This window comes from Streptomyces sp. NBC_00316, from assembly GCF_036158715.1.
Taxonomy (GTDB): Bacteria; Actinomycetota; Actinomycetes; order Streptomycetales; family Streptomycetaceae; genus Streptomyces.
The window spans coordinates 456,409-470,331 of record NZ_CP108024.1 but is presented as its reverse complement, the minus strand read 5'-3'; the positions used below and the strand labels follow the sequence as shown (position 1 = coordinate 470,331).

At 73.4% G+C, this 13,923-nt stretch carries 1 protein-coding gene; it reads left to right on the top strand.

Translation table 11 applies throughout. The annotated features are described in order from the left end of the window. Position 1 precedes the first annotated feature (1 nt). On the top strand, positions 2 to 13,867 hold the full coding sequence (locus OG878_RS41035; RefSeq protein WP_328891800.1) for a type I polyketide synthase: 13,866 nt from the start codon (positions 2 to 4) through the stop codon (positions 13,865 to 13,867). Positions 13,868 to 13,923: the final 56 nt, after the last annotated feature.

The window sequence follows — 13,923 nt, the reverse complement described above, 5'->3', positions numbered from 1 at the left end:
CATGACCGCACCTTCGGACAAGATCGTCGACGCGCTGCGCGCCGCACTGCGCGACAATGAACGGCTCAAGCAGCGCAACCAGCGACTGGAGCAGGTCGCGCGCGAGCCGATCGCCATCGTGGGCATGGGCTGCCGGCTGCCCGGCGGAGTAAACAGTCCCGAGCGGCTGTGGCAGCTGCTCGCCGCGGGCGAGGATGCGATCTCGCAGTTTCCCGACCGGCCCGGCTGGGAGCTCGACTCACTCTTCGACCCGGACCCCGACCGGCGCGGCACCACCTACGTCAGCCAGGGCGGCTTCCTGCATGACGCCGACCAGTTCGACGCAGGGTTCTTCGGCATCAGCCCGCGTGAGGCCCTCGCCATGGACCCGCAACAGCGGCTCCTCCTCGAGGTCGCCTGGGAGACCATCGAGAACGCCCGCATCTCCCCGGCCACCCTGCGCGGTACCGCCACCGGAGTCTTCACCGGAGCCACCGGCCAGGACTACGGGCCCTTCGTCCACCAGTCAGGCATCGACACCGAGGGCTACCTCGCCACCGGCACCGCCACCAGCGTCGCCTCCGGCCGCATTGCCTACGTCCTGGGCCTCGAAGGCCCGGCGGTGACCGTGGACACCGCCTGCTCGACGTCCCTGGTGGCCCTGCACCTGGCCGTGCAGTCCCTGCGGTCCGGAGAATGCTCCCTGGCCCTGGCCGGCGGCGCCCAGCTGATGACGAGCCCCTCCACCTTCCGCGAGTTCAGCCGACAGCGCGGACTCGCCCCCGACGGCCGGTGCAAGCCGTTCTCCGACGACGCCGACGGTACGGCGTGGAGCGAGGGCGTCGGCCTGCTTCTCGTCGAGCGCCTTTCGGATGCCCGGCGCAACGGCCACCGGGTGCTGGCCGTTGTCCGCGGCACCGCCGCGAACCAGGACGGCGCGTCGAACGGGCTGACCGCTCCGAGCGGCCTCGCTCAACAGCGCGTCATCCGGCAGGCCCTCGCCAATGCCGGGCTGACCTCCGCCGAAGTGGATGTCGTCGAGGCGCATGGCACGGGCACGACACTCGGGGACCCGATCGAGGCGCAGGCGCTGCTGGCGACCTACGGCCAGGAGCGGCCCGAGGACCGGCCGTTGTGGCTGGGCTCCATCAAGTCGAACATCGGCCATGTGCAGGGGGCGGCCGGTGCTGCGGGTGTGATGAAGATGGTGCTGGCGATGCGGCATGGGCTGATGCCGAAGTCGCTGCATCTGAGTACGCCGTCGTCTCATGTGGACTGGTCTGCGGGTGCGGTCGAACTGTTGTCCGAGGCGCGTGAGTGGCCTGGCGGGGAGCGGCCGAGGCGTGCGGGCGTGTCGGCGTTCGGGATGAGCGGCACGAACGCGCATGTGATTTTGGAGGAGGCGCCTGAGGAGACGGCGGCCGAGGAGACGATCTCCCAGGCACCTTCGGTGGTGCCGTGGATCCTGTCGGGCCGTAGTGCCGACGCCCTGCGGGGGCAGGCTGCCGCGTTGGGCTCCCTGGTGGATGGGGTTGATCCGGCGGGTGTCGGGTGGTCGTTGGTGTCGACCCGTGCACGGTTCGAGCATCGGGCGGTGGTGACGGGGTCGTACGCGGCTGGGCTGGCGGCTCTGGCAGTGGGTGAGCCCGCGGGGCGCGTCGTGTCGGGGATGGCCGGCCCGGTGGGGCGGACGGTGTTCGTGTTCCCGGGGCAGGGGGCGCAGTGGGCCGGTATGGGTACCCGACTCCTGGTGGAATCGCCTGTGTTCGCGGGGGTGGTCGCGGAGTGTGAGGCCGCGATGGCGGGGCTGGTGGACTGGTCGGTCACCGATGTGCTGCGTGGCAGTGCGGACGCCCCGTCCTTGGAGCGGGTGGACGTGGTGCAGCCCGCGTCTTTCGTGGTGATGGTTGCTCTGGCTGCGCTGTGGCGGTCGTACGGGATCGAGCCCGCCGCGGTGGTGGGGCATTCGCAGGGTGAGATCGCCGCTGCGTATGTCGCCGGAGTGCTGTCGCTGCAGGACGCTGTCCGGGTCGTGTGTCTGCGCAGTCGCGCGATCGCAGCGGTGGCCGGGCAGGGTGGGATGGCGTCGGTCGGTGCCTCCGTTGCGCGGGTGGAGGAGTTGTTGGCGGCACGGGCGGACCGGGTGTCGGTCGCAGCCGTCAATGGTCCCTCGCAGGTCGTGGTGTCGGGCGAGGCGCGAGCCGTTGACGAAGTGGTCTCCGAGTGTGGCCGGTCGGGGATCCGGGCGCGGCGGATCGCGGTGGACTACGCGTCGCACTCTCCGGCGATGGAGGCTCTTCGAGCCGATCTGGCCGTGGAGTTGGACGGAATCTCCCCGCGTGCCGGCGTGGTGCCACTGCTGTCCACCGTGACCGGTGAGTTCGTGGACCCGCTGTCCATGGGCGGCGATTACTGGTTCACGAATCTACGTTCCCGGGTCCGTTTCGCCGAGGCGGTCGAGAAGCTGGTCGCCGACGAATACGGTGTGTTCGTCGAGGTCTCCTCCCACCCGGTGCTGACGGCCGCCGTCGAGGAGATCGTGGACGAGGGTGTGGTCACCGGCTCCCTGCGTCGTGACGACGGCGGGCTCGACCGGTTCCTCGTCAGCGCTGCCGAGTTGTGGGTCCGGGGAGTGGAGGTCGATTGGGCGGCCGCCTTCCAGGGTGCCGTCCCGGACACCGTCGACCTGCCCACATACGCCTTTCAACGGCAGGGTTACTGGCCGGAGTTGAGCACAGAGAAGAGTGTTTCCGGCGCCGTCGACCGGGAGTTCTGGGCGGCCGTGGAGCGTGCGGACGTGGACGCGCTGGCCGGCACGCTGGGCGCGGAGGCCGCCGTCATCGACCCGTTGCTGCCCGCACTGGCCGACTGGCGCCAGAAGCAGCGCGAGCAGGACACCACCGACTCCTGGCGCTACGAAGTGAAATGGCGCCCCTGGAGCAACGGCGGCGGGCGGCCCGAGCTGACGGGGACATGGCTGGTCGTCCTGCCGGAGGGGGAGGCGGGAACCGAGCACGTCACCGCGGTCCTCGACGCCCTGCGCACTCATGGGGCAGACGTACGCACCCTGGTGCTGGCGGACGACGCGGCCGAGCGGCAGGTGATCGCCGAGCGGCTGAGGGAACTCGTACCGCAGCCGGCCGGGGTGCTGTCCCTTGTGGCGCTCGACGAGCGCCCGCACCCCGGGCAGCCCGCCGTGCCGGCAGGGCTGGCGGCCACCGTCGCGCTGGTGCAGGCACTCGGTGACGCGGACCTCGCCGCACCGGTGTGGCTCGCCACGCACGGCGCGGTCGGCATCGGACCCTCGGATCCGCCGCGCAGCGTGCCCCAGGCCGCGGCCTGGGGGCTCGGCCGGGTCGTCGGGCTGGAGCACCCGGACCGCTGGGGCGGACTGATCGACCTGCCCGAACTCCTCGACGCACGTGCCGCGGAGCGGCTCGCCGCCGCGCTGGCCGACGGCGGCGAGGACCAGATCGCGCTGCGTGCGTCCGGCTCCTTCGTACGACGCCTCGTACACGCCAGGCCCGGGGACGCACCGGGCCGCCGCTGGCGGCCGCACGGCACCGCACTGGTCACCGGCGCCACCGGCGGGATCGGCGCGGAACTCGCCCGGTGGCTCGCGGCGGAGGGCATCGACCACCTGATCCTGACCAGCCGGCGCGGCGCCGACGCGCCCGGGGTGCCGGAACTGCGGGACGAGCTGACCGCGCAGGGTGTGGGCGTCACCTTCGCCGCCTGCGATGTCGCGGATCGCGCGGCCCTCGCCGGGGTGCTCGACCTGGTGCCCGACGAGCACCCGCTGACGGCGGTCGTGCACGCGGCGGGCGTCGGCGAGTTCGCGCCGCTGTCCGAGCACGACCTGGCGGACCTGTCGGACGTCCTGACGGCGAAGACCCTGGGCGCCACCCACCTCGACGAACTGCTCGGCGACCAGCCGCTGGAAGCCTTCGTGCTGTTCTCCTCCAGCGCCGGCGTCTGGGGCAGCGGCGGCCAGGCGGCCTACGCGGCGGCCAACGCCCACCTCGACGCGCTGGCACACCACCGCCGGTCCCGCGGCCGGGTCGCCACCTCGGTGGCCTGGGGTGCTTGGGGCGGCGCAGGCATGGCGGCCGACGAAAGCATGGCGCGCCATCTGGGCGCCCGGGGCATTCGGGCGATGCCGCCCGCCTCCGCCCTTGCCGCACTGCGTGCCGCCGTCGAGCGCGAGGAAACCGTCGCGGTCGTGGCCGACATGGACTGGGAGCGGTTCGCCCCGGCCTTCGCGTCGGCCCGCCCCCGCCCGCTGCTCGACGAACTGCCCGAGGTCAGGAAGGCTCTGGAAGCAGGACAGCCGGACACCGGCGGCGGCCGGACCGATGACACGCTGCGCCGCCGGCTGGCCGACCGGACGCCGGCGGAGCAGCAGCGCGAACTGCTGGAGCTCGTACGTGCCCATGCCGCCGCGGTGCTCGGCCACACGGACGGTGACGCCATCGAACAGGGCCGCGCTTTCCGCGACCTCGGCTTCGACTCGCTCACCGCCCTGGAACTGCGCAACCGGCTGAGCGCCGCAACCGGGCTGCGGCTGCCCGCCACCCTGGTCTTCGACCACGCCCAGCCCCGGCTGCTCGCCGCCTTCCTCCACGCGGAGCTCGGCGGTGACGGGACTGCCGAGGACGGCACCGGGGTACCGGGCGACGGCCAGGAGGCCGACGAACCGATCGCCATCGTCGGCATGGGCTGCCGCTACCCCGGCGACATCCGCTCGCCGGAGGACTTCTGGGCGCTGCTCGCCGCCGGCACCGACGCGCTGTCGCCGCTGCCGTCCGACCGAGGCTGGCCAGCCGTCGTCGGCGGGGTCCGCGAGGGTGGGTTCGTCCACGACGCGATCGACTTCGACGCAGGCTTCTTCGGCATGAGCCCGCGCGAGGCGCTGGCCACCGATCCGCAACAGCGGCTGCTGCTCGAAACGGCCTGGAAGGCCTTCGAACACGCCGGAATCGATCCGTCGTCGGTACGCGGCAGCCGCACAGGCGTCTTCATCGGCTGCAACGGCATGGGGTACGGCAGCGGGCTGTCGTCCGTCCCCGAAGAGGTCCAGGGGCACCTCCTCGTCGGCAACGCCACCAGCGTCGTCTCCGGCCGGGTCGCCTACACCCTCGGCCTGGAGGGCCCGGCGGTCACCCTCGACACGGCCTGCTCCTCCTCGCTGGTCGCGCTGCACTGGGCCGCCCAGTCGCTGCGCTCCGGCGAGTCCACGATGGCCCTCGCCGGCGGTGTGTCCGTGCTGGTCACACCGGACAGCTTCACCGAGTTCAGCCGCCAGGGCGGTCTGGCCGCCGACGGCCGCTGCAAGGCGTTCTCCGACGATGCCGACGGCACCGGCTGGGGCGAGGGAGCCGGTGTGCTCGTCCTGGAACGGCTGTCGGACGCGCGGCGCAACGGCCACCGGGTGCTGGCCGTGGTGCGCGGCACCGCCACCAACCAGGACGGCGCGTCGAACGGCCTCAGCGCACCCAGCGGCCCGGCCCAGCAGCGGGTGATCCGGCAGGCCCTGGCCAACGCCGGTGTCTCCGCGTCCGAGGTGGACGTGGTCGAGGCGCATGGCACGGGTACCTCGCTCGGGGACCCGATCGAGGCGCAGGCACTCCTCGCCGCCTATGGCCAGGACCGGCCGGAGGACCGGCCGCTGTGGCTCGGCTCGGTGAAGTCGAACATCGGACACACGCAGGCCGCGGCCGGTGTGGCCGGTCTGATCAAGATGGTGCTGGCGATGCGGCACGAGGTGCTGCCCAGGACCCTGCACGTGGGCGAGCCCTCGACGCATGTCGACTGGTCGGCGGGCGCGGTGGAGCTGCTCTCCGAAACGCGGGAATGGCCCCCCGGCGAGCGGCCGCGGCGGGCCGGTGTCTCAGCCTTCGGGATCAGCGGCACCAACGCGCATGTGATCCTCGAAGAGGCGCCCGCCGAGCCGGAACCCGCCCGGGACGATGCCCCGCTGCCTGTCGTGCCGTGGCTGGTGTCGGCCCGGTCACGCGAGGCCGTCGTGGCACAGGCCGGCCGGCTGCAGTCCGGGGTGGCGGGGTTGGACGCGGCGGATGTGGGCGTGTCACTGGCGACGACCCGGGCCGCGCTGGAGCACCGGGCGGTCGTGCTCGGCAGTGACGCGGATGAGTTGCTTACGCGGCTGGGGGCGTTGGCGGACGGTGAGCCGACGCCGGACACGGTGACGGCGGCGGCCGGTGACGGCCTGACCGGGTTCGTGTTCTCGGGTCAGGGCGGCCAACGTGTCGGTATGGGGCGGGAGCTGGCAGAGGCCCACCCGGTCTTCGCGGAGGCTCTGGACGAGGTGTGTGCCCACTTCGACGGGCTGTTGGACCGGCCGTTGCGTGAGGTGATGTTCGCCGATGCGGAGGCGTTGAGGTCCACGGGATGGGCGCAGCCCGCCTTGTTCGCGGTCGAGGTGGCGTTGTTCCGGCTGGTGGAGTCGTGGGGTGTCCACCCCGACTACCTGGTGGGTCATTCGGTGGGTGAGCTGGCCGCCGCGCACGTGGCCGGGGCCATGCCGCTGGCGGACGCATGCCGCCTTGTCGCAGCCCGGGCGGGGCTGATGCAGGCGCTGCCGGCCGGTGGCGCGATGTGGGCGGTCCGGGCCACGCTCGACGAGGTCACTCCGCTGCTGGTCGAGGCCGAGGGTGTGTCGGTGGCGGCGGTGAACGCCCCCGGCCAGGTGGTGCTGTCCGGCACCCGCGATGCGGTCGAGACGGTAGCCGCCCTCCTCCCCGGCCGTCAGGGGCGCCGGCTGGAGGTCAGCCACGCCTTCCACTCGGCTCTGATGGACCCGATGCTGGCCCGGTTCGCCGGACTCGCGGCTGAGCTGACGTACGAGAGCCCGCGCATCCCGATCGTGTCGACGCTGACCGGCGAGCCGGTCACGGAATTCTCCCCGGCCTACTGGGCGGACCAGGTGAGGGGCACGGTGCGTTTCGGCGATGCCGTCACCCGCCTGAAGTCCCTGGGCGTCACCCGCTTCGTGGAACTCGGGCCGGACGCAGGCCTGGTCGGGGCCGTCGAGGAAACCTGCGAGGACGCCGCGTCGGTGGTCTCGCTGCTGCGCCGGGACAAGCCGGAGCCCGTCACCGCGGTCGCCGCCCTGGCGCACCTGTGGGCGTCCGGCGCAGAGGTCGACTGGACGGCGTTCTTCGCCCCGGCCGGCGCGCGGATCACGGATCTGCCCACGTACGCCTTCCAGCGCCGGCGCTACTGGCTCGGCGCAGGGCCGTCCGGAGCCGGGGACGGCTGGAGCTATCAGGTCGCCTGGCGCCGGACCGCCGAGCGGCACGGCCGGCTCGCCGGACGCTGGCTGCTGCTGGCACCCGAGGCTGACGGCCCGCTCGTCGCTCCGCTCACCGAAGGGCTGCAGGCCCATGGCGCGCAACCCGAGCCGGTCGTCCTCGCCCCGGACACGGACTTTGCGGATCTGCTCGGCGGGTACACCGACGTGGCGGGGGTCATCTGCCTGCCGACGCGGGCCGCCGGACCCGGACCGGCCCGGGCCGGCTGGCTCGCGGAGGTGGTGAGAGGGCTCGGCGAGGCCTCGGTCGCGGCGCCGCTGTGGTGCATCACCAGCGGTGCTGTCGCCACCGGCGATGCGGATGCGGCACCGGACCCCGAGCAGGCGGCCGTCTGGGGCCTGGGGCGGGTGGCCGCACTGGAACACCCCGACCGCTGGGGCGGACTGGTCGACCTGCCGGCGCAGCCGACCGCGCGGGACATCGAGCGGCTGGCCGGTCTGCTGGCCGGGGGCACCGGCGAGAACGAGATCGCGATCCGCTCCGGAGGCATGTCCGTACGGCGTCTCGAGCGCGGTGCCCGGCCGGCCGGCGGTGCGGGCGAACTGCCGCTGGGCGGCACCGTCCTGGTCACCGGCGGCACCGGAGCGCTGGGCGCCCATGTCGCCCGATGGCTGGTCGGACACGGTGCCCGGCACCTCGTACTCGTCGGACGTCGCGGGCCGGACGCGCCCGGCGCGGCCGCACTGCGCGAGGAACTGACCGCCGCCGGAGTCCGCGTCACCCTCGCGGCCTGCGATGTCTCCGACCGGGCCGCGCTCGCCGCACTGATCGGCGGACTCGACACCGACGGCGTCCGCATCGACGGCGTCGTGCACGCCGCCGGTGTGGTCGACGACGGACTGCTGCACACGATGACCCGACGGCAACTGGCGGACATCTGGGCGGCGAAGGCGACGGCCGCCGTGCATCTGAACGAGCTGCTCGGCGACCGGGAGCCGGCCGCGTTCGTCCTGTTCTCCTCGTTGTCCGGCACCCTGGGCGCCGTCGGCCAGGCGGGCTACGCGGCGGCCAACGCCTATCTGGACGCGCTGGCCGAGACGCGCCGACGCGCCGGGCGGCCGGCGTTGTCGGTCGCATGGGGCCCCTGGGCCGGTGACGGCATGGCCGCCGGTGACGGCCTCGCCGAGCGGATGCGGCACACCGGGCTGAACCCGATGGACGCCGCGGCCGCGCTGGCCGCACTGGAGCGTGCCCTGACCGGCGACGCGCCCTGTGCGGTGATCGCCGACGCCGACTGGACGCGGATGTCTGCCGGGCGACCGAGCGGCCTCCTCGCGGAACTGGGTACGCCGGCGGACACCGCCGCCGACCCGCAGGGCACCGTACCGATGCTGCGGCGTGAGGCGCTCGCCCTGCCCGAGCAGGCGCGGCACGCCGCACTGCTGGACGCGGTGCGCGCCCAGGCCGCCGAGGTGCTCGGGCACGCGTCCGCCGCCGCGGTCGAACCGGAGGCCGCGTTCTCGGCGCTCGGCTTCGACTCGCTGCTCGCCCTGGACCTGCGCGGCCGGCTCTCCACGCTCACCGGCCTCGTCCTGCCCGCCACCCTCGTCTACGACCACTCCAACGCCGACGCGCTCGCCCGCCACCTGCTGCAGGAGCTGACCGGTGCCGACGACGCACCCGACGACAGCCTCCTTCCGGCGCCCGCCGCAGCGCGGGCCGACGACGAACCGATCGCCGTGGTCGGCATGAGCTGCCGGTTCTCCGGCGGCATCCGGACCCCCGAGGAGCTGTGGCGGCTGCTCACCGACGGGGCGGACGCCGTGGGCCCGTTCCCCGAGGACCGCGGCTGGGACACCGCCTCCCTGTACCACCCCGACCCCGCCCATGAGGGCACCTCGTACGCACGGGAGGGCGGCTTCCTCCAAGGCGTGGCGGACTTCGATGCCGACCTGTTCGGCATCAACCCGCGCGAGGCGCTGGCCATGGACCCGCAGCAGCGCGTTCTCCTCGAATGCTCCTGGGAGGCGTTCGAGCGGGCCGGTGTCGACCCGCGTTCCGTACGGGGCAGCCGCATCGGCGTGTTCGCCGGAACCAACGGCCAGGACTACCCCGTGGCCCTGCACAACTCCGAGGAGAACGTCGCCGGTTACATTGCCACCGGCAGCTCCGCCAGCGTGTTCTCCGGCCGGATTTCCTACACGTTCGGGCTCGAAGGCCCCGCCATGACCGTGGACACCGCCTGCTCCGCGTCCCTCGTCGCGCTGCATCTGGCCTGCCAGGCGCTGCGGGCCGGCGAATGCAGCGCCGCCCTGGTGGCCGGCGCATCCGTGATGAGCACCCCCGGCGCGTTCGTGGAGTTCAGCCGCCAGCGCGCACTGTCGCCGGACGGCCGCTGCAAGGCGTTCTCCGACGACGCCGACGGCACCGGCTGGGGCGAGGGCGCGGGCGTCGTCATGGTGGAACGCCTGTCCGACGCGCGCCGCAACGGGCACCCCGTACTGGCCGTGATCCGCGGCACCGCCGTCAACCAGGACGGCGCGTCGAACGGCCTCAGCGCACCCAGCGGCCCCGCCCAGCAGCGCGTCGTCCGCCAGGCGCTCGCCGCGGCGGGCCTCACCCCGCAGGACGTCGACGCCGTGGAGGCGCACGGCACCGGCACCACACTCGGCGACCCCATCGAGGCGCAGGCGCTGCTCGCCACGTACGGCCGGGACCGGCCCGAGGACCAGCCGTTGTGGCTCGGCTCGCTCAAGTCGAACATCGGCCACACCCAAGCGGCGGCCGGTGTCGCCGGAGTCATCAAGACCGTCCTGGCACTGCGGCACGCCACCCTGCCGAAGACCCTGCACGTGTCCGCCCCCACCTCACACGTCGAATGGGACAGCGTGCAGGGCGGCGGCGTACAACTGCTCACCGAGCAGCGGGCCTGGCCCGACCTCGGCCGGCCGCGCCGCGCGGGAGTCTCGGCGTTCGGCGTCAGCGGCACCAACGCCCACGCCATCCTGGAACAGGCACCCGAACCGGCACTTCCGGCCCCGGACACCACCCCCCGCCCCGCCCCGTTCTCGGGCGCGGTGCTGTGGACACTGTCCGGCAAGACACCGCAGGCACTCGCCGATCAGGCCACCCGGCTGCTGTCCAGGGTCACCGCCCCGGACACGCCGGCCCCCGCGGACGTGGCCCGGGCACTGGTCACCTCGCGCGCGGCACTTGAGCGGCGCGCCGCTGTCATCGGCACCGGCCACGACGAGCTCGTGACCGGCCTGACCGCACTCGCCGACGGCCGGGAGGCCGCCCACGTCGTCACCGCGACGGCCGGCTCACCCGGCAGGACCGTGTTCGTCTTCCCCGGCCAGGGCGCCCAATGGGCCGCCATGGCCACCGAACTGGCCGCGTCCTCACCGGTGTTCTCCGCGAAACTCGCCGCATGCGAGGAGGCACTCTCCGAGTACGTGGACTGGAAGCTGACCGACGTACTGCGCGGCGCGCCCGGAGCCCCCGGATACGACCGTGTGGACGTGGTACAGCCCGTGCTGTTCGCGGTGATGGTCTCGCTCGCCGAACTCTGGCAGTCCTGCGGCGTACGCCCGCACGCCGTGATCGGGCACTCCCAGGGCGAGATCGCCGCCGCCTGCGTGGCGGGTGCCCTCTCCCTGCGCGACGCAGCACGGGTCGTCGCCCTGCGCAGCCGCGCACTGACCGCACTCGCCGGAAGCGGCGGCATGGTGTCCGTGATGCTCGCGCCCGAGCCCGCCGCCGACCTGGTCGCCGGCTACGACGGACGCCTTTCGGTCGCCGCGGTCAACGGGCCCGCCTCCGTGGTGATCTCCGGCGACGTGGACGCACTCGACGAACTGCTGGTCCACTGTGAGAGGAAGGGCGTACGGGCCCGGCGTATCCCCGTCGACTACGCCTCGCACAGCGCCCACGTGGACCGCATCGAGGAGGAGGTCCGCGCGGCACTGCGCCCGATCCGGCCGCAGCGCCCAACGATTCCCATGCTGTCCACCGTCACCGGCGAGTGGATCGACGACGACGGACTGGACGCCGAGTACTGGTTCCACAACCTGCGCCGGCCCGTGATGCTCGACCCCGTCGTACGCACCCTCGCCGGGCAGGGCCACCGCGGCTTCCTGGAGATGAGCCCCCACCCGGTCCTGACCGTCCCCGTCCGGGAGACCGTCGACGACATGGCCGACCGCGCGCCGGCCGCCGGGCAGATCTTCGTCGGAGGCTCGCTGCGTCGCGACGACGGCGGCCCGCGCCGGTTCGCGACCTCGCTCGCCGAGGCGTACTGCTCCGGCATGGAGATCGACTGGGACGCGGTGACCGCGGGCTCCGCGGCCACCCGCGTGGACCTGCCGACGTACGCCTTCCAGCACCGCCGTTACTGGCCGCGCCCCACGACCGCCGCCACGGACCGGGCCGCCGCCGACCCGGTCGACGACGCCTTCTGGACGGCCGTCGAGCGGCAGGACACCGCCGCCCTCGCAGACACCCTCGGCATCGGCGCCGCCACCCTCGACGAGGTGCTGCCCCGGCTGTCCGCCTGGCGACGCACCCGGCGGGACGCCGCCGCACTGGACGCCTGGCGCTACCGCGCCGTATGGCGCCCGCTCCCCGAGCAGCGGCCCGCACGGCTGTCCGGCACCTGGCTGCTGCTCACCCCCGCCCTCCCCGACACCGCCGCGAGCGCGGTCGCGACCTGGTGCGAAACGGTCGGCCGGGCACTGGCGGCCGCCCCCGGAGCCGAGCTGCGGACCGTGACCGTCGACGCGGCCGCGTCGACCCGCGACTCGCTCGCCGAACTGCTGCGCGCACACCAGGCGGACTCCGGCACGTTGCGCGGCGTCGTCTCCCTGCTCGGCACCGATGTACGACCCCACCCGGCGCACTCCTCGGTGCACGTCGGGGTCGCGGCCACCGTGCAGCTCGCCCAGGCACTGACCGACTCCGACGGTGACGCGCCCCTGTGGCTGCTGACCCGCGCCGCCGAACTGGCCCTCCCCGAAGACCGGCTCGCCGACAGTGCCCAACGACAGATCTGGGGCCTGGGCCGGGTCATCGGACTCGAGCACGCCGACCGCTGGGGCGGCCTGCTCGACCTGCCCGCCGAACTCGCCGATCCCGACGCGGAGCGGCTCCGCCAGGTACTGGCCGACAGCGGCGACGAGGACCAGATCGCACTGCGCCGCCAAGGCGCCCTCGTACGGCGGCTGGTGCCGGCGCCGCTCGGCGACACCCCGCCGAAACGGGCCTGGCAACCCCGGGACACCGCGCTCATCACCGGTGGAACCGGCGGACTCGGCGCCCACGTCGCCCGCTGGCTGGCCGAATCAGGCGCCGAACACCTCGTGCTCACCAGCCGCCGGGGCCCCGACGCACCCGGTGCCCAGGCACTGCGCAAGGAACTGACCGCGCTCGGCGCCCGCGTGACCATCGTCGGCTGCGACGTGGCGGACCGTGCCGCGCTGGCCGCTCTCCTGGCCGAACTGCGCGACGACGGTCAACGCATCCGCACCGTCGTACACGCCGCCGGAGTCGTCCAGGCCACCCCGCTGCCCGAGATGAGCATCGCCGAATGCGCGGACGTGCTCGCCGCGAAGACCCTGGGCGCGACCCATCTCGACGAGCTGTTCGACGAGTTCTTCGACGAAGCCGACCTGGACGCGTTCGTGCTGTTCTCGTCCAACGCCGGCGTCTGGGGCAGCGGAGGCCAGGCCGCCTACGCCGCGGCGAACGCCGCTCTCGACGCCCTGGCCCAGTCCCGCAGGGCGCGTGGACGCACCGCGACCTCGGTCGCCTGGGGCGCCTGGTCCGGCAGCGGCATGGCCGCCGACCCGGCGGCCGAGGAGCAACTGCGCCGCCGAGGCGTCATCGCCATGGCCCCGGACCGGGCCGTCGCCGCACTGCGCCAGGCCCTGGAGCACGACGAGACGCTGCTCACCGTCGCCGACATCGACTGGCCGCGCTTTGCGACGGGCTTCACCGCGGCCCGGCCCCGGCCTCTGCTCACCGAGCTGCCGACGGGCCGGCCCGCAGCGGCCGGCCCCGGCCCCGACGCGTCCCCGCAGCCGGACTCGGAGCCCGGCGAGCGGCTGCGCGGCATGGTGGCGGCGGAACGGGACGCCGCCCTGCTCGGGCTCGTGCGGTCCGCCGTCGCCGCCGTCCTGGGCCACGACGAGGCCCATGCCATTGATGTCAACCGGCCCTTCAAGAGCCTCGGGTTCGACTCGCTGACCTCGGTGGAGCTGCGCAACCGGCTGACGTCCGCGACGGGAGTGAGCCTGCCCGCGACGCTGGTCTTCGACCATCCGACGGCGCTGGACCTCGTCGGGCGGCTGCGCTCCGGGCTCCTCGGGGAGCAGCCCGAGCAGATCTCCCCGGACCAGGCAGTACTTCAGGAAATGGACAAGATTGAAGCTGGAATTTCAGCTCTTTCCCCAGACCACGACCTGGACGCCGTTCAAGCGAGGTTGCGCAGCCTACTGTCGGCGCTGGGGGACAGGCAGACCGTGGATGACGAGGTGCCCGTAACCCGCAAGTTGGAGACAGCGACAGACGACGAGCTGTTCGAATTCATCCACAGGGAGTTCGGTAAGTCTTCCTGAGCGAAAGCCGAAGCTACCGTCTCCCGTGGCGACGCCAACAGGAGACGGTCCGTACG

Coding starts and splice junctions, on each gene's coding strand:
- OG878_RS41035 (WP_328891800.1), top strand. CDS start 2: ATGACCGCACCTTCGGACAAGATCGTCGACGCGCTGCGCGCCGCACTG.